The 21,415-nt window shown below is 32.3% G+C and carries 19 protein-coding genes; 8 read left to right on the top strand and 11 right to left on the bottom strand.

The window, feature by feature from the left end; all coding sequences use genetic code 11:
* Positions 1 to 85: 85 nt before the first annotated feature.
* Positions 86 to 2,230, bottom strand: a complete 2,145-nt coding sequence (locus SHI72_RS09705; RefSeq protein WP_323489837.1) for a S46 family peptidase — start codon at positions 2,228 to 2,230, stop codon at positions 86 to 88.
* A gap of 260 nt (positions 2,231 to 2,490) precedes the next feature.
* Between SHI72_RS09705 and SHI72_RS09710 the strand changes: the two genes are divergently transcribed.
* Entirely contained in the window at positions 2,491 to 3,021 is a 531-nt protein-coding gene (locus SHI72_RS09710) for an outer membrane beta-barrel protein (protein ID WP_039111755.1), read from the top strand.
* A 74-nt stretch (positions 3,022 to 3,095) separates the two neighbouring features.
* Here the strand turns inward: SHI72_RS09710 and obgE are convergent, their stop codons facing one another.
* The 4 genes from obgE to hpt form a co-directional block, all read right to left on the bottom strand.
* Positions 3,096 to 4,097 (bottom strand): GTPase ObgE, encoded by a 1,002-nt coding sequence (obgE, locus tag SHI72_RS09715; RefSeq protein WP_039111756.1) that lies wholly within the window; start codon positions 4,095 to 4,097, stop codon positions 3,096 to 3,098.
* Positions 4,098 to 4,175: 78 nt separating this feature from the next.
* A complete protein-coding gene (locus SHI72_RS09720) occupies positions 4,176 to 5,450 on the bottom strand; it encodes a hemolysin family protein (RefSeq protein WP_082001760.1) in 1,275 nt (424 codons plus the stop codon).
* 99 nt (positions 5,451 to 5,549) lie between these two features.
* On the bottom strand, positions 5,550 to 6,122 hold the full coding sequence (locus SHI72_RS09725; RefSeq protein WP_039111758.1) for an adenylate kinase: 573 nt from the start codon (positions 6,120 to 6,122) through the stop codon (positions 5,550 to 5,552).
* Between the two features lie 91 nt (positions 6,123 to 6,213).
* A complete protein-coding gene (gene hpt / locus SHI72_RS09730) occupies positions 6,214 to 6,744 on the bottom strand; it encodes a hypoxanthine phosphoribosyltransferase (RefSeq protein ID WP_039111759.1) in 531 nt (176 codons plus the stop codon).
* 214 nt (positions 6,745 to 6,958) lie between these two features.
* Here hpt and SHI72_RS09735 point away from each other — a divergent pair, with 214 nt between their 5' ends.
* The 4 genes from SHI72_RS09735 (at position 6,959) to purE (ending at position 10,593) form a co-directional block, all read left to right on the top strand.
* Positions 6,959 to 8,194 (top strand): PQQ-dependent sugar dehydrogenase, encoded by a 1,236-nt coding sequence (locus SHI72_RS09735; protein ID WP_416348469.1) that lies wholly within the window; start codon positions 6,959 to 6,961, stop codon positions 8,192 to 8,194.
* Between the two features lie 79 nt (positions 8,195 to 8,273).
* Positions 8,274 to 8,819, top strand: coding sequence for a hypothetical protein (locus SHI72_RS09740; RefSeq protein WP_323489838.1), 546 nt, complete (start codon positions 8,274 to 8,276; stop codon positions 8,817 to 8,819).
* A gap of 54 nt (positions 8,820 to 8,873) precedes the next feature.
* Positions 8,874 to 10,019 carry a 5-(carboxyamino)imidazole ribonucleotide synthase gene (locus SHI72_RS09745; protein WP_086893614.1) on the top strand — a complete coding sequence of 382 codons (1,146 nt, stop codon included), beginning with the start codon at positions 8,874 to 8,876 and terminating at the stop codon, positions 10,017 to 10,019.
* Between the two features lie 88 nt (positions 10,020 to 10,107).
* The gene (purE, locus tag SHI72_RS09750; RefSeq protein ID WP_323489839.1) at positions 10,108 to 10,593 is read left to right on the top strand and encodes a 5-(carboxyamino)imidazole ribonucleotide mutase; all 486 of its coding nucleotides are present in this window, start codon (positions 10,108 to 10,110) and stop codon (positions 10,591 to 10,593) included.
* 142 nt (positions 10,594 to 10,735) lie between these two features.
* Here purE and SHI72_RS09755 read toward each other — a convergent pair whose 3' ends face one another.
* Positions 10,736 to 11,404 carry a hypothetical protein gene (locus SHI72_RS09755; protein ID WP_323489840.1) on the bottom strand — a complete coding sequence of 223 codons (669 nt, stop codon included), beginning with the start codon at positions 11,402 to 11,404 and terminating at the stop codon, positions 10,736 to 10,738.
* Between the two features lie 226 nt (positions 11,405 to 11,630).
* Between SHI72_RS09755 and SHI72_RS09760 the strand changes: the two genes are divergently transcribed.
* From SHI72_RS09760 to SHI72_RS09770, 3 genes are all read left to right on the top strand, one after another.
* Positions 11,631 to 13,658 carry a M3 family metallopeptidase gene (locus SHI72_RS09760; protein ID WP_323489841.1) on the top strand — a complete coding sequence of 676 codons (2,028 nt, stop codon included), beginning with the start codon at positions 11,631 to 11,633 and terminating at the stop codon, positions 13,656 to 13,658.
* A 19-nt stretch (positions 13,659 to 13,677) separates the two neighbouring features.
* Positions 13,678 to 14,337: a SanA/YdcF family protein gene (locus tag SHI72_RS09765; RefSeq protein WP_323489842.1), complete on the top strand. Its 660-nt coding sequence runs from the start codon at positions 13,678 to 13,680 to the stop codon at positions 14,335 to 14,337.
* A 141-nt stretch (positions 14,338 to 14,478) separates the two neighbouring features.
* Positions 14,479 to 15,888 carry a hypothetical protein gene (locus SHI72_RS09770; RefSeq protein ID WP_323489843.1) on the top strand — a complete coding sequence of 470 codons (1,410 nt, stop codon included), beginning with the start codon at positions 14,479 to 14,481 and terminating at the stop codon, positions 15,886 to 15,888.
* Positions 15,889 to 15,918: 30 nt separating this feature from the next.
* On the opposite strand, the gene SHI72_RS09775 is transcribed toward SHI72_RS09770, so the two are convergent.
* From SHI72_RS09775 to SHI72_RS09795, 5 genes are all read right to left on the bottom strand, one after another.
* Positions 15,919 to 16,407: a hypothetical protein gene (locus SHI72_RS09775; RefSeq protein WP_323489844.1), complete on the bottom strand. Its 489-nt coding sequence runs from the start codon at positions 16,405 to 16,407 to the stop codon at positions 15,919 to 15,921.
* Positions 16,408 to 16,409: 2 nt separating this feature from the next.
* The gene (locus SHI72_RS09780) at positions 16,410 to 17,600 is read right to left on the bottom strand and encodes a hypothetical protein (protein ID WP_323489845.1); all 1,191 of its coding nucleotides are present in this window, start codon (positions 17,598 to 17,600) and stop codon (positions 16,410 to 16,412) included.
* A gap of 111 nt (positions 17,601 to 17,711) precedes the next feature.
* Positions 17,712 to 19,553: a hypothetical protein gene (locus tag SHI72_RS09785; RefSeq protein ID WP_323489846.1), complete on the bottom strand. Its 1,842-nt coding sequence runs from the start codon at positions 19,551 to 19,553 to the stop codon at positions 17,712 to 17,714.
* Positions 19,554 to 19,663: 110 nt separating this feature from the next.
* Positions 19,664 to 19,927, bottom strand: coding sequence for a hypothetical protein (locus SHI72_RS09790; protein WP_323489847.1), 264 nt, complete (start codon positions 19,925 to 19,927; stop codon positions 19,664 to 19,666).
* A gap of 441 nt (positions 19,928 to 20,368) precedes the next feature.
* Positions 20,369 to 21,289, bottom strand: coding sequence for a glycosyltransferase family 2 protein (locus tag SHI72_RS09795; protein ID WP_323489848.1), 921 nt, complete (start codon positions 21,287 to 21,289; stop codon positions 20,369 to 20,371).
* Positions 21,290 to 21,415: the final 126 nt, after the last annotated feature.

Genomic DNA, 21,415 nt, shown 5'->3' on the forward strand with positions numbered 1-21,415 from the left:
AGCGAAATCGAAGCCCATTTTTAAACATAAAAAAACCCGACAAGCTTCAAAAACTTGTCGAGTTTACTTTTAGAAATAAATCAAACTATTTCACAATTGTCATTTCATCAACAATGTGTTTTGCTCCTGCATATTTATCGATAATCCAAAGTACATAACGAATATCAACATTGATAGTTCTTTGTAATTTAGGATCAAAAATAACATCTCCAGCCATAGCTTCAATATTACCATCAAAAGCAATTCCGATTAATTCTCCTTTTCCGTTAAGAACTGGTGAACCTGAATTTCCTCCTGTAATATCATTATCTGTTAAAAAGTTTACTGGCATATATCCAGCTTTATCTGCATATTGACCAAAGTCTTTTGCTTTGTTTAATTCTAATAATCTAGCTGGTAAGTCAAATTCTTGATCTCCTGCTTTATACTTTTTAACCATTCCGGCCATTGTAGTATAATTATTAACTTTAGCATCATTTCTCTTATCTTCTGGCAAAGCACGAACTTTTCCGTAAGTTAATCTTAAAGTAGAGTTTGCATCTGGATATTTAATTGTGTTTAATTTAGACACTCTTAAACCTTCTACCAATTCACGGTAAGCAATTGCAAAACTATCATCAGCTTTTAATTGTCCGTCTGTTTTTGTACGGTATTTAGTTAACAAATCATTAGAGATGATATACAATGGATCGTGTACAATCGCCAATGGTTTTGGATCTGCCATAAATGCTAATACTTTATCTTTAGATGTGAAATAACTTATTTCAGTAGCTTTTGCAACATCGGCAGTAAAATCACCATTATTCTCAGATTTCATTTTAGCTATTTGTGGAGCTAAACCATACTCAGTTGCTTTAGAAGCGTATAAATTTAATTGAGCAGCTAACACGTCTTTTTCAAGTGGCGCATAAAATTCACCATAAACACTTTCGATTAAAGCATTAATCTTAGGTAACATTTCTGCCTTTTTAGCGTCATTCTCTTTATAGTAAGCAATCAATGCATTTCCTAAATTTGATGGTCCCGTTGCATAGCTAGAAGTACGCAAAAGTTGAGTTAAGTAATTATCGTGAGTCGCTTTTAAATTCGTTTCTCTATAATAACCATTAATAGTCGGAATTACATTTTCGTATTTTTCTTTATTTTCTGGTTTAGTAGCCCATTCGTAGAACTTATCTTCTTGTTCTGTTTTAGTAGCTACTGTTCCTGCTTTAGTTAAAGCATCAATCATACCTTGACGGTTTTTCCAGTAGTTTGCTGTCGAAGCATATTTAGACGCATATTGCAAACGAACTGTTGCATCTTTGTCCATATACTTTTTCATTTGGTCCATTCCAGTTTTTGCACCTTCAACCCAAGCAGGATAAGCATACTTAATATTTTGCTCGATTCCACCAGCTGGCATCCAACGGTTTGTTCTTCCTGGATAACCTAAAATCATAGCAAAATCATTCTCTTTAACTCCTTTTAAACTTACTGGTAAGTAATGTTTTGGTTGTAAAGGCACATTGTCTTTAGAATATTCTGCAGGATTTCCGTCTTTATCAGCATATACTCTAAACATAGAGAAATCTCCCGTATGACGTGGCCATTCCCAGTTATCAGTATCTCCTCCAAATTTTCCAACACTTTCTGGTGGTGTCCCTACTAAACGTACATCTTTGTAATCTTGGTATACAAAATAGTAGTATTCATTTCCTTGAAAGAATGGACGAACTGAAACAGTATATTTTCCTCCTTCATTATTTTCTTTCTCGATTAAAGCGATTTCTTGTTGAATAACTTTGTTTCTTTCAGCTTCAGTCATTTTATCATCTACTTTAGATAAAATTCTTTTAGAAACATCATCCATACGAACGAAGAAACGAACATATAATGATTTTGGTTTCATTTCGGCACTTTTATCTTTTGCCCAAAAACCATTTTTTAAGTAATTCTGTTCTTCAGTAGAAAGTTCTGCAATAGCATCATATCCACAGTGGTGGTTTGTTAACACTAAACCGTTTTTAGAAACGATTTCGGCAGTACATCCTCCGTTAAACTGAACTATAGCATCTTTCAAACTATGGTTATTGATACTGTAGATTTCTTCGGATGTAAGTTGTAAGCCCATCTTCTGCATATCTCTATGGTTTAATCTCTCGATAAACATCAAGAACCACATTCCTTCATCTGCTCTCACAGGAAAAGCCATAAGGCACATTGTCAAAAATAAAATTATTTTTTTCATACGTATTAAATATTTTTAGTTCTGCGAATATAGTGCATTTTCACAATTAAACATCTAACCACAAACCCTAAAATAAACATATCAATCAAATCCTACCTAATATTTATGAATTCCGCAGAATCAAAAACAATTCTATCTTCATATATTCATTTTATTTCATAATTAAATATGTAATAAATAATTTATTAAAAATAAATTACTCATAATCAATTTCTTATAAAAAAATATATACTTTTGCATAAATTAAATTTATATTAGAGATGAAAAAATTACTATTATGTATTGCTTTAGTTGTTTCTGCAATGGCTACAGCACAAAAAGGTTCAATCCTTGTAGGAGGAAATGTTGGATATTCTTCTGATAAAGTTGGAGAAGCTAAAAAAGAATCTTTTGAATTCTCTCCAAGATTCGGTTATCAGTTTTCTGAAAACTGGACTGCAGGAGTAGATGCTACTATTGGAAGTATTCATAATGACCTTGCTGACAATTCTGACAATCAGAAAATTGGAGCATTTGTTCGTTACTCTAGACCATTAAACGAAACGTTTGCAATTTTTGCTGACATAGGATCTGGTTACCAACAAAACTCTATAAATGATGCAAAAGGAATGTACGCTTACATTACTCCAGCTTTATTCATAAACATGAAAAGAGGTTTTGGTTTAAATTTCTCTATAGGAGGACTTAACTATGACAACATTGATGGAAAAAATGACCCAAGACAAGAACGTATTGGATTCAATTTCGGAAAAACAATGAACATTGGTATTTCTAAAAACTTCAGTTTGTAAAAACACCTTGCCCCATAAAATAAAAAACCACCAATTGGTGGTTTTTTTATTTTATGATATTTCCATTACAGATATTAATCATTCAACATTTTCCACAATTTATCTTTCAATTCTGATAGTCCCTGCTGCGCAACAGAAGATATAAACATATATGGTATATCTTTAAAAGCAACATCAAGCTCAACCTTTAGCTCAGCTTTAAGCTCATCATCCAGCATATCGCATTTAGATATTACTAACAAACGCTCTTTATCCAGCATTTCAGGATTATACTTTGTTAATTCATTAACCAAAATATCGTACTCTGCTTTAATGTCTGGCGTATCTACAGGAACAAGAAACAATAAAGTCGAATTACGTTCTATATGACGCAGGAAATAATGACCTAAACCTTTTCCTTCTGCAGCACCTTCTATAATTCCAGGAATATCAGCAATTACAAAAGATTGAAAATCTCTATAAGCTACAATTCCTAAATTTGGCTTTAATGTAGTAAACGGATAATCTGCAATTTTAGGTTTTGCAGATGTTAATACTGATAATAAAGTAGATTTTCCAGCATTAGGAAAACCAACTAATCCTACATCAGCAAGAACTTTAAGCTCCAGGATTACATCCATTTCTACACCTGGTAAACCTGGCTGTGCATATCTAGGCGTTTGGTTTGTTGAACTTCTAAAATGCCAGTTCCCTAAACCACCTTTTCCTCCTCTTGAAAGGATTTGTTTTTCTCCGTGTTCCGTAATTTCAAACAAGGTTTCGCCTGTTTCTTTATCTTTTACAACCGTTCCTAACGGCACTTCAATAAATTTATCATCACCATCTGCTCCAGTACTTCTGTCACCTCCACCGTCTCCGCCGTGTCCAGCTTTAATATGACGAGCAAACTTTAAATGAAACAAAGTCCAAAGTCCTTTATTCCCAACTAAAAAAACATGACCTCCACGACCACCATCTCCACCATCTGGACCACCTTTTTCAATAAACTTTTCTCTATGTAAATGCGTAGAACCTTTTCCTCCTTTACCGGAAGAAACAAATATTTTAACGTAATCTACAAAATTTCCCTCTGTCATATTTCTTAGTATTCAGTCGCAGTTACAGTTTTCAGCGCAAACTACGACTGAAAACTGTAACTGAAAACTATTTTAATGTTAACCTTTTAATGCTTTTATTAATACTTTATCAATCTTTACGCCATCCATATCGATGACTTCCAACTCAAACTTTTGCCAAATTAATTTCTCTCCTTCTTTAGGAATACGAGATAATTCAGTCATTATTAAACCACTTACTGTTGTAACTTCATAATCATTAATTAATTCATCTAACTCAAAATAAGTTAGGAAATCATGCAATGAATAATGTCCATCGACCAACCAAGTTCCATCTTCTCTTTCTATTAACTGAAATTCGTCTTTATAAAAATCGGCAGCGTCTCCTACAAGAGCTTCCAGAATATCATTTAATGTTATAATCCCTTGAAAAATTCCATATTCATCAGAAACGAAAGCATAATGTATTCCCGTTTTCTTAAAATTCTCTAATGCTTTATAAGCCGTCGTCTGCTCCATTATAAAAGGAGCTTCGGTCATTATAGAAGCTAAACTGAAATCTTCTTTTTCAATATTGGCAAAAATTGTTTTCAAATTAACAACTCCCGAAATATCATCATAGTTCTCTGTATAAACAGGATAAATGGAGTGTAAATCTTCTAGAATTAATTCTTTTACACGCTGTTTATCTGAATTTAATGGTAAGAAAACAACTGATTTTCTATGCGTCATTAACGAGTTAACTTTTCTATCACCGATATGAAAAACACGTTCCACAATATCTTGTTCTATCTCCTGTACTTCACCACCCTCTGTACCTTCTTTAATAATAGCTTTTATTTCTTCTTCGGTAACTTTACCATCGGCAGTAGGTTTTATTTGCAAAACATTCAATAAAAAATCTGTCGAGTTGGTCAACAACCAAATAAACGGAGCCGTAATAATCGAAATAATCTTCATTGGCAAAGCCACCGCTTTAGCAATAGCTTCAGGATGATTCAATCCAATTCTTTTAGGCAACAACTCACCCAAAACAAGAGAAAAGAAAGTTAAAACTACAACTACAATCCCTACAGCAACAGAATGCGCATAAGGTTGAAAAACTTCAAATTTGCTAACAAAAGCCTCAACATCCATCGTAATTTTATCACCACTATAAATACCTGTCAAAATCCCTATTAAGGTAATTCCGATTTGTACAGTAGATAAAAACTTATTTGGGGAATTAGCTAAATCAAGGGCAATTTTGGCACTTTTATTTCCTTTTTTGGCAGCTGTCTCTAATCTATTCTTCCTTGCCGAAATCAATGCGATCTCCGACATTGAGAAAACCCCATTTAAAATTATTAGAAAAAATATTATTAGTATCTCCATTTTTATATTTAAACATTTAAAGTTTAAAGCCTAAAATTTGCCCAAATAAATATTACTTAGGCAAATTTCAAACCTTAAACTTTAAACTATTTTCTTTTATTACAAATTATCAATTACACTTGTCAAACGCTCAGTTATTTCTTCAATAGATCCGATACCGTTTACAGCGTGGAATTTATTTTGTTCTTTATAATACCCTATTAATGGAGCAGTTTTCTCATTATATTCCTGATATCTTACACGAATTTTTTCTTCGTCCTGATCATCAGCTCTACCACTTGTTTTTCCTCTTTCTAATAAACGCGCTACCAGAATTTCATCATCAGCTTCTAAAGCGATTGTAGCAGTTACACTAGATCCAATTGTTGGCAAAAATTTATCCAAGGCTCTTGCTTGATCTAATGTTCTTGGATAACCGTCAAACAAAAATCCTTCAGTATCTGGATGTTTATTCACTTCATCTATTAACATTGCAGTAGTAACTTCGCAAGGAACTAATTCACCATTGTCCATAAAAACTCTTGCTTTCTTACCTAAATCTGTATCATTTTTTAAATTAAAGCGAAAAATATCTCCTGTTGAAAGATGCGTTAATTTATATTTTTCTTTTAAAAATTCTGCCTGAGTACCTTTTCCTGCTCCAGGTTTTCCAAATAAAACAATATTAATCATAGTTTGTGTGTTGTGTCGTACTTCCTTTTTTATTTTTAAAGAAGTTTAAAGTGAATAGTTAATTTATAATTCTTTGGTTTTTGGTTCTAGTTTATTCTGCTAATTTATATACCTCTCCCAAATTTCTTCCCAAACCATCGTAGTCTAAACCGTAACCAACAATAAATTTGTTTGGAATTCGAATTCCGATATAATCAATCTTAATATCTTTTTTATAGGCTTCTGGTTTAAAGAACAAAGTAGCAATTTTTAAATGCTTCACATTTTGTTTTTTAAACATCTCTTTAAGTTCAACTAAGGTATTCCCAGTATCAACAATATCCTCAATGATAATTACTGTTCTCCCTGTTAAATCTTGATTTAAACCTATTAATTGCTTTACATCATGAGTAGTTTCTGTTCCTTCATAAGAAGCCATTTTTATAAAAGTAACCTCGCAGTGTTTTTTATATTTTTTCAAAAAATCGGCAACAACCATAAAAGAGCCATTTAGCACACCAATAAAAATTGGAATTTCATCTCCAAAATCATCTTGTACCTGAGCTACCATTTTAGTAATTGCAAAATCAATTTCTTTAGCCGAAATAAACGGAACAAATTGTTTATCGTGAAGTTGTATCATTATTTTTTACATTTAAAATAATGCGCAAAGATACAGAATTACAACCAAAATGTAAGTAACAAATATACAGTGTATACATTTTTTTTCTGAATGTTAAATATTTACAAATCATTCTTTAAAAACACGCATTAATTCGGTAAATTGTTACCCCATAACATCTTAACCATAAACCATAATAAAAACTACCTCCCAAATACTCTCAATATCATTATTAATGTTAGTGACAGCTTGTATTGGACAAGCAAAACAAGAAGAAAAAAAAGCGACAACAAATCAATCTGGAAACATTGTAAAAACGGCAGTTGGAGAAATCACATTACCTCTTCCTTACGCCACCGAATCTAAAACAAATAGTAGTAAAGTTATCAAATGGCCTGAAGGAAAAACTCCAATAGCACCTCAGGGTTTTACGGTAACAAAATTTGCCGACGGTTTCGATAATCCCCGTTGGACCTATATTGCGCCTAACAATGATATTTTTGTAGTAGAAAGCGGAACGAGAACTAGCAAAAATCAAATTACAATTTTTAGAGATTCTGATAAAGACGGGAAATTTGAAACCCGCGAAGTTTTTCTTAAAAACCTCAACAAACCATTTGGGATGTTAGCTCATAAAGACTTTTTTTATGTAGCCAATACAGATGGATTATACCGTTATCCTTATAAAAACAATCCTTTAAAATTAGAATCTCAAGGAGAAAAAATACTTGAACTCCCTGCTGGTGGTTACAACAACCACTGGACAAGAAATTTAATTGCAAATGCCGATGGAACAAAAATCTACATTTCTGTAGGTTCAGGAAGCAACAATGGAGAAAACGGGATGGATAAAGAAATACGCCGAGCAAATATTCTAGAAATTAATCCTGATGGAACTGGCGAAAAAATTTATGCAGCTGGACTAAGAAATCCAGTAGGAATGGATTGGAATCCCGTGAATAATGAACTTTGGACTGCTGTTAATGAACGTGATGACTTAGGAGACGATTTAGTTCCTGACTATATTACAAGCGTCAAACTAAATGGATTTTATGGCTGGCCTTATTCCTATTATGGCAACATTCTTGATCCTAGAATGAAAGGCGTAGGTAAAGATTTAGCAGCAAAAGCAATTGTACCTGATGTTTCTGTTGGTGCACACACCGCTTCTTTGGGATTGGCATTTTACAATAAAGATAGTTTTCCTGCAAAATACAAAAACGGAATTTTCGTAGGTCAACATGGCTCTTGGAACCGAGCAAAAATAGCAGGTTATAAAGTTGTTTTTGTTCCTTTTGTTAACGGAAAGCCTTCTGGAAAACCTGAAGATTTTTTAATTGGTTTTGTAGCCAACGAAGACAAAGCAGAAGTTTACGGACGTCCCGTGGGTGTTACTGTCATGAAAGACGGATCACTTCTTGTAAATGATGATAGCGGAAATACGATATGGAAAGTAACTGCAAATAAATAAGATTTCATAGTAGGCAGTGTTGCTTAAAAATTAAATTACCTATTTTTAGATGCTCAATTCCAAATAAAAAACAAAATCAATGTCCTCTGAATTACAAAAAAATCTTGATTACGTAAATGCTTACAGAGAAAACAGACTTAAAGGGGCGCAAACTATTTTGGAAAATCCTGATTATTTCCCCGAATTAATTTCGATTTGCTTCGATATTCATGACAAAAATACGCACAAAGCCTGCTGGATTTTAGAATTTGTATCTTATGAAAAGCTCGAATGGCTACAACCTCATCTTGATTTTTTTTGTTCGAATCTGAAAAAATTAAAAGATGAAAGTTCCATACGTCCTATTGCCAAAATCTGTCAACTTTTGATTATTTCTCATTATAAAAAAACAGATATTACACTTTCTGAAACCCAACTTCAGTATATTATCGAAACAAATTTTGATTGGTTAATTACCGATACCAAAGTAGCAGCAAAAGCCTACTCTATGCGAACTTTACACATATTAGGAAAGTATTACGACTGGATTCATCCCGAATTGCAAATTATCTTAACTAAGGATTATGCAAATCATACCGCTGCATATAAAGCAGTTGCAAGAGAGGTTCTTAAGAAAATAAAATAGCATTTTCCTATTCAATCATTATAAAGTATCTTTGCGCATCACAAACACACAACAATGAATTATTTTTCTTCTGATTTTAAATTAGGAATCTTAGGCGGTGGACAATTAGGCAAAATGCTACTTTTTGACACTCGCAAATTTGACATACAAACCTATGTTTTAGACCCAAGCGATGAAGCTCCTAGCAAAATTGCCTGTAATAAATTCTTTCAAGGGGATTTAATGGATTTTGAAACTGTTTACAATTTTGGAAAACAAGTAGATGTCTTGACTTTCGAAATCGAACTTGTAAACCTCGAAGCACTGGAAAAACTAGAAAATGAAGGCGTAAAAGTTTACCCTTCGCCAAAAACCTTAAAAGGAATTCAGAATAAAGGAATCCAAAAAGATTTTTACATTAAAAATAATATTCCTACTGCTCCATTTGAAAGATTTGAAAATCTGGAAAGTTTAAAAGCTAAAATTCAAGATTTAAAATTGCCTTTTGTATGGAAATGTACTGAGTTTGGATATGATGGAAATGGTGTAAAAGTTATTCGTCAAACATCAGATTTAGATAATCTACCAAATGTAGAATGTATTGCCGAGACTATGGTTCCGTTCAAGAATGAACTTGCTGTTATCGTTTGTCGCAATCCATCGGGAGAAATAAAAACATATCCTGTTGTTGAAATGGAATTTCATCCAGAAGCAAATCAGGTTGAATATGTAATATGTCCTGCACGAATCGACGAAAAAGTAGCTCAAAAAGCAAGAGCTATTGCGCTTAATGTTTCAGAGAAATTTAACCACGTTGGACTTTTGGCTGTTGAGATGTTCCAAACGCAAGACGATGAAATCTTAGTAAACGAAGTTGCTCCTCGCCCACACAATTCTGGACATTATTCTATCGAAGCAAGTTATACTTCACAATTTGAAAACCACTTACGTGCGATATTGAATCTTCCGTTAGGAAATACTGATAGTAAAGTAGCAGGAGTTATGGTAAACTTAGTTGGAGCTGAAGGGTTTTCTGGAGATGTAGTTTATCAAAACATCGAAACCATTTTAGGATGGAATGGCGTTACACCACATATTTATGGTAAAAAGCAAACGCGTCCTTTCAGAAAAATGGGTCACGTTACCATTGTAAATGGAGATATGAACGAAGCAAGACGAATTGCCGAGGATGTTAAGAATACTATTAAAGTGATTTCATAAATTAAAAAATTTAAAGATTGAAGAATTTAAAAATTATCACACTCCTCTTTAAATTCTTCAATCATTTAATCTTTAAACAAAAAATAAAATGAGTAAAGTAGCCGTAATAATGGGAAGCATCTCAGACATGCCAGTTATGCAAGATGCCATCGATATATTAAAAGGATTTGATATCGAAGTTGAAGTCGATATTGTATCTGCACACAGAACGCCAGAGAAACTATTCGATTTTAGTAAAAATGCACATACTCGCGGAATCTCGGTAATTATTGCCGGAGCTGGTGGTGCAGCACATTTACCTGGAATGGTTGCTTCGATGTCACCACTTCCTGTAATTGGAGTTCCTGTAAAATCAAGCAATTCTATCGATGGTTGGGATTCGGTATTATCGATTCTTCAAATGCCGGGCGGAGTTCCTGTTGCAACTGTAGCTTTAAACGGAGCTAAAAATGCAGGAATTCTTGCAGCACAAATCATAGGAAGCCATGATAAAAAAGTGCTTGATACAATTATTGCTTACAAAGAAGAACTAAAAGCAGCAGTTAATAAAGCGGCTGAAGGTTTGAAAAAATAAGATTATTCCGCAGAGATACACAAAGAAAAGACGCAGAGATTCACAAAGTTTTTCTTCACTAAAATGTGAAAAAGCTCGGTGAATCTCTGCGTCTTTTCTTTAGCGAGTCTTTGTGAAACAAAAACTTATTTATAATCTGAAATTATGCTTCGTCTTCAATATCCTCCAGAACAGCTTCAAATTCATATTCAGTTATATCTTCTTTATTTATCCAGTTTTCTGAAGTAACGAGATTATAATTTACATTATCTTCTGTTGTCAATTCCCAAACAATAGCTGCTGCTTCTGGAAATGGAATATTTTGAGCCATTTGATTTTCAAACAATCTCTTAATTAGATTTCTATCAGACAAGCCGTTATTCAATAATTTCAGTACGTTTTCGGCTGTCAACTTTTGTGCTTCACCATCAGTTGGTGTCATAGAGAAATGAACAACAGAAGCTTTTGCATTTGGAAATTTCCCGTTGTATGCTTTAAAAAGCAATTGATTGATATGAAACAAAGTCCCTTGCATGTCTATTTCGGGGTATTCCTCACAAACCTTGTCAATTAACATATTGTGCGATATCTGTTCGATTTGCCCTTCGCTTAATCGATCACTAAATTTATATTGCAAGACTATTTCGGCCGCTTCATTAGGCTCGTAATCGGAGATAGCCATTTCTAATAATTCTGGCAAACTACTTTTCTCTGCCGCTGCGCCATCTGGATAGTTGAATTTTTCTAATAACTGAATAAAATCTTCATCAGTCCAATATCCTTCTACTTCATTAACCGTATCTATTCTCTTTATTGCAATTTGATAATTCATCGTATTTCTATGTTAACAATTTCTAATTAGTATTTTATAATTCTAATCGTATTTTTTTCAATTTACGCTTTTAAAAACGTGCACAGAAATAAATAACATATCTATAACACAATTTAAGAGGATTTTATGCCGAGAATCGATTCTGTTTAGATGATTAGATTTTTATAAATTGCTATCTTTGAGATTCAAAAATATCGACTTCAATTAATAAAATAATTATATCATAATGAGCATTTTACTTTCAACATTTATTACTAAACACAATACTGCCCCTTTTTCGCAAATTAAAATCGAAGACTATGTTCCTGCTTTTCAGGAAGGGATTTCTTTGGCAAAAGCCGAAATTGATGCAATTGTAAATAATAATGAAGCACCAACATTCGAGAATACTATCGTAGCAATGGATTATACAGGAGATATTCTGGATCGTGTTTCGAGTATCTTTTTCAACTTAAATTCTGCTGAGACAAGTGACGAAATGCAAAAAATCGCTCAGGATGTTTCTCCGTTATTATCTGAATTTGGAAATGATGTTCGCTTAAATGCTGCTTTATTTGCAAAAGTAAAAGCCGTTTACGATCAGAAAGAAAGTTTGAATCTTAATCCGGAACAAACGACTCTTTTGGACAAACAATACAAAAGCTTTTCAAGAAACGGAGCTAATTTACCTGAAGAAAACAAAAACCAATTACGCGAAATCGACAAAGAGTTATCTAAGTTAAGTTTGCAATTTGGCGAAAATGTTTTGGCCGAAACGAATGCTTTCGAATTACATCTTACCGATTACAACCATTTAGCTGGATTACCAGAAGGAACTATCGAAGCAGCTCGTTCATTGGCTAAAAGCCAAGAAAAAGAAGGTTGGATTTTTACATTAGATCATCCGAGTTATATTCCATTCATGACGTATGCTGATAACCGTGAATTGCGTAAGAAGCTTGCTATCGCTTTTGGAGCAAGATCTTTCCAAAATAACGAATTCGACAATCAGGAAATTGTGCTTAAAATCGTAAAACTACGTTTTGAAAGAGCCAATTTATTAGGATATAAAACCCACGCTCATTTTGTTCTGGAGGAACGTATGGCCGAAAACCCTGAAAAAGTTTTTTCTTTCTCAAATGATTTATTGGCTAAAGCTAAACCTGCAGCTAAAAAAGAGTTTGATCAACTTACTGCTTTTGCAAAAGAGTTGGACGGAATCGAGCAATTAGAAAAATGGGATAGTGCTTATTATTCAGAGAAATTAAAACAACAGCTTTTTAATCTGGATGATGAAAAACTAAAACCTTATTTTCAATTAGAGAAAGTACTAAACGGTGCTTTTACAATTGCAGGAAAACTATACGGACTTACTTTTACCGAAGTATTTGATATCGATAAATACCACGAAGAAGTAATGACTTATGAAGTTACGAATGATAAAAACGAATTGGTTTCTGTTTTCTACGCCGACTTTTTTCCAAGAAAAGGAAAACGAAATGGTGCCTGGATGACTTCGTTTAAATCGCAATACAGAAAAGACGGAATAAACGAAAGACCACATATCTCAAACGTATGTAACTTTACAAAACCAACCGAAACGAAACCTTCACTACTTACATTTAATGAAGTAACAACTTTGTTCCATGAATTTGGTCACGGATTACACGGAATGTTAGCCGATACAACTTACCCTAGTTTATCTGGAACATCGGTATATTGGGATTTTGTAGAATTACCAAGTCAGATTATGGAAAACTGGTGTTACGAACCTGAAGCTTTGGCTTTGTTTGCTAATCATTATGAAACTGGCGAAGTAATTCCGATGGAATATGTTACTAAAATCAAAGAAAGTGCAAGTTTTCAGGAAGGTTTAGCAACATTGCGTCAGTTAAGTTTTGGATTATTAGATATGGCTTGGCACGGACAAGATCCAACAAGTATTACTGATTTAAAAGCATTCGAAACAGAACAATTTAAAGACACTCAATTATATCCTGAGGTGAAAGAAAATGCAATGAGTACTGCGTTTTCACATATTTTTCAAGGTGGATATTCTTCTGGATATTACAGTTACAAATGGGCAGAAGTTCTAGATGCCGATGCATTTGAATACTTTCAGGAAAAAGGAATCTTTAATCATGAAGTAGCTACAAAATTTAAAGACAATGTACTTTCTAAAGGAGGAACTGAACATCCTATGATTTTGTACAAACGTTTTAGAGGTCAGGAACCAAAACCAGAAGCTTTATTGAAGAGAGCGGGATTGATATAAATAGTAAACAAGCTTTAACTTGAAAAAACATTTCAAAAAACTCATATATCTTTCAATTATTGGATTAATTATAATTATTTACATCAATGTAGATATAAAATCAAAAACCAATGATTTGATTTATCATTCCTTAAATGACATTCCAAAAACTGATGTTGGGATTGTTTTTGGTGCTGGAATCAATGGTGACAAACCCAGTACGTATTTAAAAGATAGACTCGATGCTGGTATTTTATTGTATAAATCGAAGAAAATAAATAAAATTTTACTTTCTGGTGATAATGGCAATGATGAACACGATGAGTTAACAGTAATGAAAAATTATTGTTTTGAAAACGGAGTTGACACTACTAAAATTTACGTTGATTATGCAGGTTTTGATACCTATTCGACAATGTTTAGAGCTAAATCTATCTTCAAAATAAAAAGTGCTGTTTTAATTTCTCAAGAATATCACCTAAATAGAGCCATCTATATTGGTGATAAACTCAGAATAAAATCTGTTGGATTTTCTGCTAATGCCAGAGAATATCAAAACTACAAATATGTATGTTTTAGAGAATACTTTTCGAGATTAAAATCGGTTCTTGATGTTGCACGAAATCGAGAGCCATATTTTCTAGGAAATGAAATTGATATAAATGGCATTTCCAATTATTCTAAAGAAGACAAAAGATAAGTAAAAAGCCGAAGTAAATACTTCGGCTTTCTTTTTTAAAATCTAATCCTTTTTATAGCATCTAAAAGTTTTCTTACTAATGCGATATAATTATTTATATTTGTTTATAAATCTTTTTAAACATCATTTAAATATTTATTAATGACCGAAAAATACTCTGCAACACAAAAAAGAGCTTTAAACTCCATTTGGATATTAATTTCACTTATTGCATTCTTTTACTGTAGTAACTACTTTGTTTCGTTTTACGGGCCAGAAACAACCATATATGATACTATCTGGAAAGCTCAGAGTTGGTTCTTACACAGTCTTATTTTTGCTTGGTACTTTTATAAAAATGACCTTATAAAAAAGGGAATTATTATTCAGTTATTATTCATTCCCTATTTTACGTTAAGAAATGATTTGTACCTAACAGCCGATTATTATCTTCCTATCGCCAATAGCGCCTATATTCATTCAGTCGTTCAGTTTTTTACATTTATCATTCCGATGCTTTACTTTTCGGTTTCGTATTTCAAAAATGAAAAACATGCTACAACTTTTTCAAAATATAAAACATTCCTGATTCAGTTGGTCATAACAATTGTTTTATCTTATATAATAGAGAGTGACGTCGATGAGTTTTATAAATACTTTGCCTCTGTAAGCGATTCTCCATATACTCAGGATATAATTGTTTGTTTTATTTTTCTGTTAATTTCAATAAAAACCGCACTTGTTTTAGCTGGCTTTTTTTACCTATCAAACCGAATTTATTCTAGAAAAGGAATAATCAACCCAGTAGATATTCAACCTATTTCTAATTCATTTTTTAAATGGGGATTCATTATTAGTTATACGGTTTTAATAATGTGCATTATCGATTTAGGTAGTAATGCTCTTCGCGTTTCTTTTTATGCATTTGATAAGATTGAATATACTCGCGTTTTATTTTTCTTATCAAGTTTCTTTGTCCTCTTTGTAAGTGGTCGTTTTCTAGGAAACTTACTTCAATACAGAAATTATTCGCTTAAAAAATATTTTGGTGTAATCAACGCTCTTTCGTTGCTTCCGATATTAAATCTTATTTCGTTTTTTATTCTATTATTTTCAAAAAAAGGCAACCAATCTATCCCAGAATATATAACTAAACTAAAAACAAAAAGAAATATCCATCTGGCTATTTACTGCGTTCTCGCTGTTTTGTTAATTTGTTATGGATATTTCTCTACTGAAGCTGAATATCGAAATCCCAATGATTTCTATAAAATTCCAATGTTAATCATTGCCGTAATTTTATTATCAAGATTCAGGATTACTACTAAAATTGTTCCTTTTGCCATAGCGATTATAACTTATTATGAAGACATCAAAGAGGTATTTGATTTTACAAAAGGATACCTGTTTTTTATTCAGGATAAAATTTTCTCTTTCCTTTGGCTGGCAATAATTTCAGTGTTTATGGTTTATTACGTTTTTTATTATATAATCCATAAATCATTTTATACCGAGTATTTTCAAAACCAAGATGAAATAGAATTTGAAGAAAACATCAAACAATTCCAATAAAAAAAAAGCTGTCGATTGACAGCTTTTTTTTTATTTCTTTCTAATTATAACCGAAGTAGCACTACTGTTCTTTGCAAAAAAATCCAGTTCGGGAGCCTCCAATTTAAAGTCAAAATTATACTTTCCGTCTTGAGGAATTTTAAACGATTTATTTTCTATTTCGAATTCCCAATTTTCGACATGTTCTATCGAATCTTTTTCTGTTGAAGAGGAATGAACAATTTCATCTTTTATTACTTTTGAATTTATGGTATGTTTTCCATCTTCTACATAAGTACTGTCAAAATGAATAATTTTACCATTAAGACTAATACTGTATTTTATCTTATATTTTGAAAACAACGAGTCTTTGCGCGTTGTTACTTTGGTCCAAAACACAATTTCTTCTCCTTTTTTTAAATCTAAACTATCTATAGATGAAATGGCATTTTGAAACAATGGCATTTCTCCCAAATTTTCTCCAACTGGATTGCAGGAAGTCAAAGCTAAAACTAATAAACCAACGATACTTTTTTTCATAATTATTTTTTATTAGCTAAATCTAAAGTGAAGTTTTCTGAATAATAATTAAACATCTTGACGAAAAAATCAGTTGTTTTTTCATTTAAATTATTTTCGGTTTTCAGTAAAAAAGCTTTCTTGTCATAATTGATTATCGAAAAAACCATAAATTCTTTTTCATAAACCTCTCCTGCATAATTTAAGCTGGTAATCTCTACGATAGAAGAATTACCTTTTGGGATTACCTTACACTTATCATCTGTATAAAATAACTCACTAGCCCATTTTGTATCTTGAGCCCCATAGGATTGTCCAGTTTCTAGTTTATTTAAATATTCGTAAAACAAAGCATCTCCATTTGGAGCTAATCGATACAACTTAACCAATGAATGACCATCATATTCTGGACTTGAGATTTCATTAACATTCAGAAAAGCCCCCATTTCTTTTTTGAAATTCTTGAAATAGAACTTCATTAAATTTATTTCGATTTTTGGTCTGTTATCTACATAATCTTTCCATGTAAATTCTTGCTTTGTAAAATTAGTACTCAAAAGGTTCTTAGCATTTCGTAGAAAGTAAAAAGCCAAATCGAGTTTATCTTCATTAGGAAAAGCTTTGCTCCAACTAATGCTTCCTCTGTAAATCAAATAACTTTTGGTTGTTGGATCGTATTGAAAATGTATTGTTGTAAACGTTTTATCTTCGCTAAATACGATACTGTTTTCATCCTCAAAATAGATAGTTTCTATTTCATAGTCTTCTTTCAAATCATCGATTGTAAGTAGGCTTGGGTTATCATCTTTTATAATGACTACACTTTCTTCACCTACTTTACTATTAACAAACAAGGAATTTATGATTTCGACATAATCATAACTATCTTTTGTAGCCAATGCCAGTTTCCCAAATTTAGAGTCTGCATCGATTTCATCCTTTTTTATAGAACTTGTTCGGAAATAATAGTTCTCTGGAATACTCAATTTCATTTCATCTGAAACTTGTGTGTTTTCTAGATTCGCTTTTGTGCTCAAAATCCTTTGTATTTCTTTGGAAGAAATTTCAAGTTTTTTTTCCACGCTTAAACTACTATCATCATTTGTCTTTTCTATACGTTTACAACCTACTAAAATTGTAACAAAAGCAAAAAGGATTAAGCTGTTTTTTCCTAATTTTAATCTGAAATTATTTTCCATACGTATTTTATTCATTCACAAATATAGAAATTTAGAAATTTTAACAAACCCTTTATTATAAAATATATAAAAGCAAAAAGCCAGTAACTAAAAATTTAGTACTGGCTTTTTTATTGAATTAGTAACTTATTTTAATTTCGGTAAATTCTTCATATTTGTAGGCAATGCACGAATATCACTAAATATATGACTTATCCCATTCTTAGTTCTTGGATCTAATGAATAACCATGACAATATAAACAAGAAGTAACTGCGTTAGTACCACTGCTCGCAACTGCATTTGAACTTGGTGCCTGAAAAAAGGTTTCCATAGTAGTGTTTGCTAATCGTCCGGTACCAATCGCATTTCCTGGAGTTGGTGGAGTCCCATTATAAGGATATGAATAACCATTTGGTACAACACCTCCAGAAGTCCAGGTTGCCCCTATTAGTAAATAATTTTTCCTGATATCGTTACCAACTAACATTTTGCGTACTGCATTATTAATAGAGATGATTTCACTATTAGAATTTGCAGGCGTTTTATCTTCAGCATTTGGTATCGTATCTGAAGCAACACCCCAAGCCATAATTCTTCTGACTTTAGAACTATTAAGTGCAGGATTTACAATTTTAATTACATCTGTATTAAGTGTATCATTAACTACTGTCATATTCTGGATATTTTGTCCTCCTACAGTATCATTTGCATTATCATTAAAAAGCCATCCTTTACCAGTATCTCCTTTTACTTGCTTTACTTTACCATTAACATCTGTGTATGAATATGCTGTATTAGGTGCATTTTTTAGATGTTCGAAAGTTGCCCAAATCATTTCAGGATGTCCTGCAACACTTCCTACCACATGCATTCCAACTAATGCCAATGTTGTTACTGTTGTTTTATCTGTTAATTTCCAAAGTTTAGGATCTGTCTTGTCATATACTGGAACTTTAGCTTTAATTGTGATATAAGTCTCTGCATTTGGTAAATCCTTAGCTTCAACCCAAGATGTTTTTAACTCCATTGCCAAAGCATCTGGATCTGGTGGTGGTGCAAAACCTTTCAATTTTGCATAAGCAAGAATACTGTCACGTGCAGCCGCAGTCGTTGGAAATTCTTTTGCTTTTAATGTCTTATCTTTTATACCAGTCAAAAAGTAAGCATAAACATCATTTACCATTGTTATATAATAAACTAATGAATTATTGCTCGCAACTAATGCTCCGCTAGAACCTGCCTGTCCTTGCTCAGTATCAATTATATTTCCTTTTGAATCAAGAAGAATAATTTTATTTCCCTGTTTAAATTCTTGCACAATATTTTCAGGATGAACTTTACCAGCAATTATTGCTTTAGGGCCTGAAATAGCTTTACCCTTTGTATCTACAAAAGAATGCAATCCATTGGCATTGGCAATTATTTTACCTACAACAACAGATTTATTTGCGGCATCTTTAACGGCTTCATTTTTCTCTTGAGGCTCTACCTCAAACATTTTCCCGCTTTTATCAAACACAATCGGTAATCTATTTGGTCCTGTTTGCTCAATATTACCTACTGCACTCATTATAGTATTTGGAGCATGAGGAGTCAATACTCGGTTTCCGTTTTTATCTGCCGCCGAAACATTGTAAAACACAGGAGACTCCATTACAGTTCCTCCACTTTTATATGAACCGCTAGAAGTTGGTGAGGTAATCCATAAAAACATTTGCTCCGACCATTTATAGAAATCACAGTTGTTATTATGAGGGAATGTTACACTATTTGCAGGCTCAACTAATCCGTTTTCAGTAACTGTTCCTCCCTTAAACCAAGTTTTAAATTCGGCATCCGTAACAACACAAGACTGTTCTACATCTTGGGGTAAATATTCATAATCTTTATCTGTATTAGATAGCAAATCTGTTTTCTTGCATCCTAAAAAAAGGAGCATCCCAATTGCAATAAATACAATACTGGTTTTTATATTCAATTTTCTCATGATTTCTTGGTTTTAAACAACACTTATTTATCAAGATAAATTGGTGCTATTATTGGTTTTATTTTTTTTTGAATTTTTAGTAGAAGTATCACACTACTTCCATTCGAAAGTTACTGATGGTTTTCTTGTAGATTTAAACATAGTGTTTCCATTATACTACTCTCGTTACGTAAACTGTCTCTACCTACAATTGTTGCAAAGGCCGAAATCGAGAAAGAACCTCTTATTGGGACTTGATTAATTCTTGGCACTTTAATAACCTCAGCAACCTTTTTCTCTTTTAAAAGTTTTTCGCCAAGAGATTGGTCTGAACGATAATACAGGTTCCGATAAATCCATGTATCAGAATCTAAATTTGGGGAATCGTGTGACATATTTATTTTTTTATAGGTTAAGGATTCAAAATCATTGGGGCTGATTTTTATTTTATTAAAACCATTTGATTATTCAAGAATAAAGAAACAATAATCCCATAAACTCGAATAACGTATAAATACCTGATTTTCAAATGAAATAAATATATTTTAAATAAAATCATGCCCTTGTACCTATACCGAAAAACAGTAAGCAAAAAAGACTGTCTGAATTGACAATCTTTTTCTATTTTCATCATTAAAATTACAATGCACATAAAGTCATGAATAAAAAAATGTCATAAAACAGGTTTTTTTATCCATGAAGCAAATAATAATCGGAATGAAACTTTTTTGGGTAACTAATTAAAGACAATTACTTTATAAAAAACCGTTATCTCTGATTGAGCAACATCTTTAAAAAGAACTCATCGGTGGATAATTGAATCTGAATACATAGTTCTATTTTTGTTTACTTCTTTTTTTTAAGTAATAGCCGTTTTTAATTAAGATCTCTAAATGATTTAAAATAAATAACGCTTTTTGTTGCCAGGACGGCAATCGCTCCATTGCATGTTTTAGCCATCGCTGTGATAACATTCCCATTAACTGTTGATCGTATCGATTAGAGCTCCCCATATATCGCTTTATTGAGATAGGAATTTCTAATGCTGCCCAATTAGCATAACTGCTTCGAGATAAACTTCCTTCTATCTCTCTTACTTCAATACAAGCTTTATTGAGTAATCCAACCCGAGCAGATTGAGGCAGGTTTTTTAAAACATGATACCAAAAATCAATTCCTTCGTTTAAGGAATCATCAATCTCATAACAAATCTCTTTCAAATATTGTTTTCGGATAACAACATTACTGCCAACTCCCATAATAAAATCTGGCGAACTAATAGTGTGCAATGCATTTGGTACTAAAAACCATTCATCGGAAAGGGGAACTAATTCTCTTTCGAATGATTTAATGTTTGGCAAATAATCATCGGATGGAACCAATACAATCCCAAGTATCAAAACATCTATATTTTCTTGTTCTATAATCAAATTGACATCGCTTAAACAAGAAGCGGTATAACAATCTTCTGCATCCAAAAAACTTACAAAATCTCCTGTTGCAAGTTCTATCCCAATATTCCTTGCATTACCAAGCCCTTTATTTTCCTCTAATTCGATAATTTGAATATCCGTTTGCAAAAATTGTGGTGCAAAAAACGATAGCGAATCTTTTAAATAAATTAAGCTTCTATCTGTGCTAAAATTATCTATAACAATAATTTGCGATGCCTTTTTATCCTGAAAAGCCAAGGAACGAATCGTATCATATATGTAAGCTTCCTTATTATAAAGAGGTATAATAACTGTATGTCCCATGATCTTTCATGATTTTCATTACTCTAATATCAAATAAATCAAGGCTCTGACTTGATTTACATTTACAACCAATTCATCTTAACCTCGAAATAAACCAGATAAATACAAGATGTCACAAATTCATTA

It is taken from the genome of Flavobacterium sp. PL02 (assembly GCF_035013205.1).
Lineage (GTDB): Bacteria > Bacteroidota > Bacteroidia > Flavobacteriales > Flavobacteriaceae > Flavobacterium.

Coding starts and splice junctions, on each gene's coding strand:
- SHI72_RS09760 (WP_323489841.1), top strand. CDS start 11,631: ATGAGCATTTTACTTTCAACATTTATTACTAAACACAATACTGCCCCT.
- obgE (WP_039111756.1), bottom strand. CDS start 4,097: ATGACAGAGGGAAATTTTGTAGATTACGTTAAAATATTTGTTTCTTCC.
- SHI72_RS09745 (WP_086893614.1), top strand. CDS start 8,874: ATGAATTATTTTTCTTCTGATTTTAAATTAGGAATCTTAGGCGGTGGA.
- SHI72_RS09770 (WP_323489843.1), top strand. CDS start 14,479: ATGACCGAAAAATACTCTGCAACACAAAAAAGAGCTTTAAACTCCATT.
- SHI72_RS09720 (WP_082001760.1), bottom strand. CDS start 5,450: ATGGAGATACTAATAATATTTTTTCTAATAATTTTAAATGGGGTTTTC.
- purE (WP_323489839.1), top strand. CDS start 10,108: ATGAGTAAAGTAGCCGTAATAATGGGAAGCATCTCAGACATGCCAGTT.
- SHI72_RS09780 (WP_323489845.1), bottom strand. CDS start 17,600: ATGAATAAAATACGTATGGAAAATAATTTCAGATTAAAATTAGGAAAA.
- SHI72_RS09725 (WP_039111758.1), bottom strand. CDS start 6,122: ATGATTAATATTGTTTTATTTGGAAAACCTGGAGCAGGAAAAGGTACT.
- SHI72_RS09775 (WP_323489844.1), bottom strand. CDS start 16,407: ATGAAAAAAAGTATCGTTGGTTTATTAGTTTTAGCTTTGACTTCCTGC.
- SHI72_RS09735 (WP_416348469.1), top strand. CDS start 6,959: ATGTTAGTGACAGCTTGTATTGGACAAGCAAAACAAGAAGAAAAAAAA.
- SHI72_RS09755 (WP_323489840.1), bottom strand. CDS start 11,404: ATGAATTATCAAATTGCAATAAAGAGAATAGATACGGTTAATGAAGTA.
- SHI72_RS09790 (WP_323489847.1), bottom strand. CDS start 19,927: ATGTCACACGATTCCCCAAATTTAGATTCTGATACATGGATTTATCGG.
- SHI72_RS09795 (WP_323489848.1), bottom strand. CDS start 21,289: ATGGGACATACAGTTATTATACCTCTTTATAATAAGGAAGCTTACATA.
- hpt (WP_039111759.1), bottom strand. CDS start 6,744: ATGATACAACTTCACGATAAACAATTTGTTCCGTTTATTTCGGCTAAA.
- SHI72_RS09710 (WP_039111755.1), top strand. CDS start 2,491: ATGAAAAAATTACTATTATGTATTGCTTTAGTTGTTTCTGCAATGGCT.
- SHI72_RS09785 (WP_323489846.1), bottom strand. CDS start 19,553: ATGAGAAAATTGAATATAAAAACCAGTATTGTATTTATTGCAATTGGG.
- SHI72_RS09740 (WP_323489838.1), top strand. CDS start 8,274: ATGTCCTCTGAATTACAAAAAAATCTTGATTACGTAAATGCTTACAGA.
- SHI72_RS09705 (WP_323489837.1), bottom strand. CDS start 2,230: ATGAAAAAAATAATTTTATTTTTGACAATGTGCCTTATGGCTTTTCCT.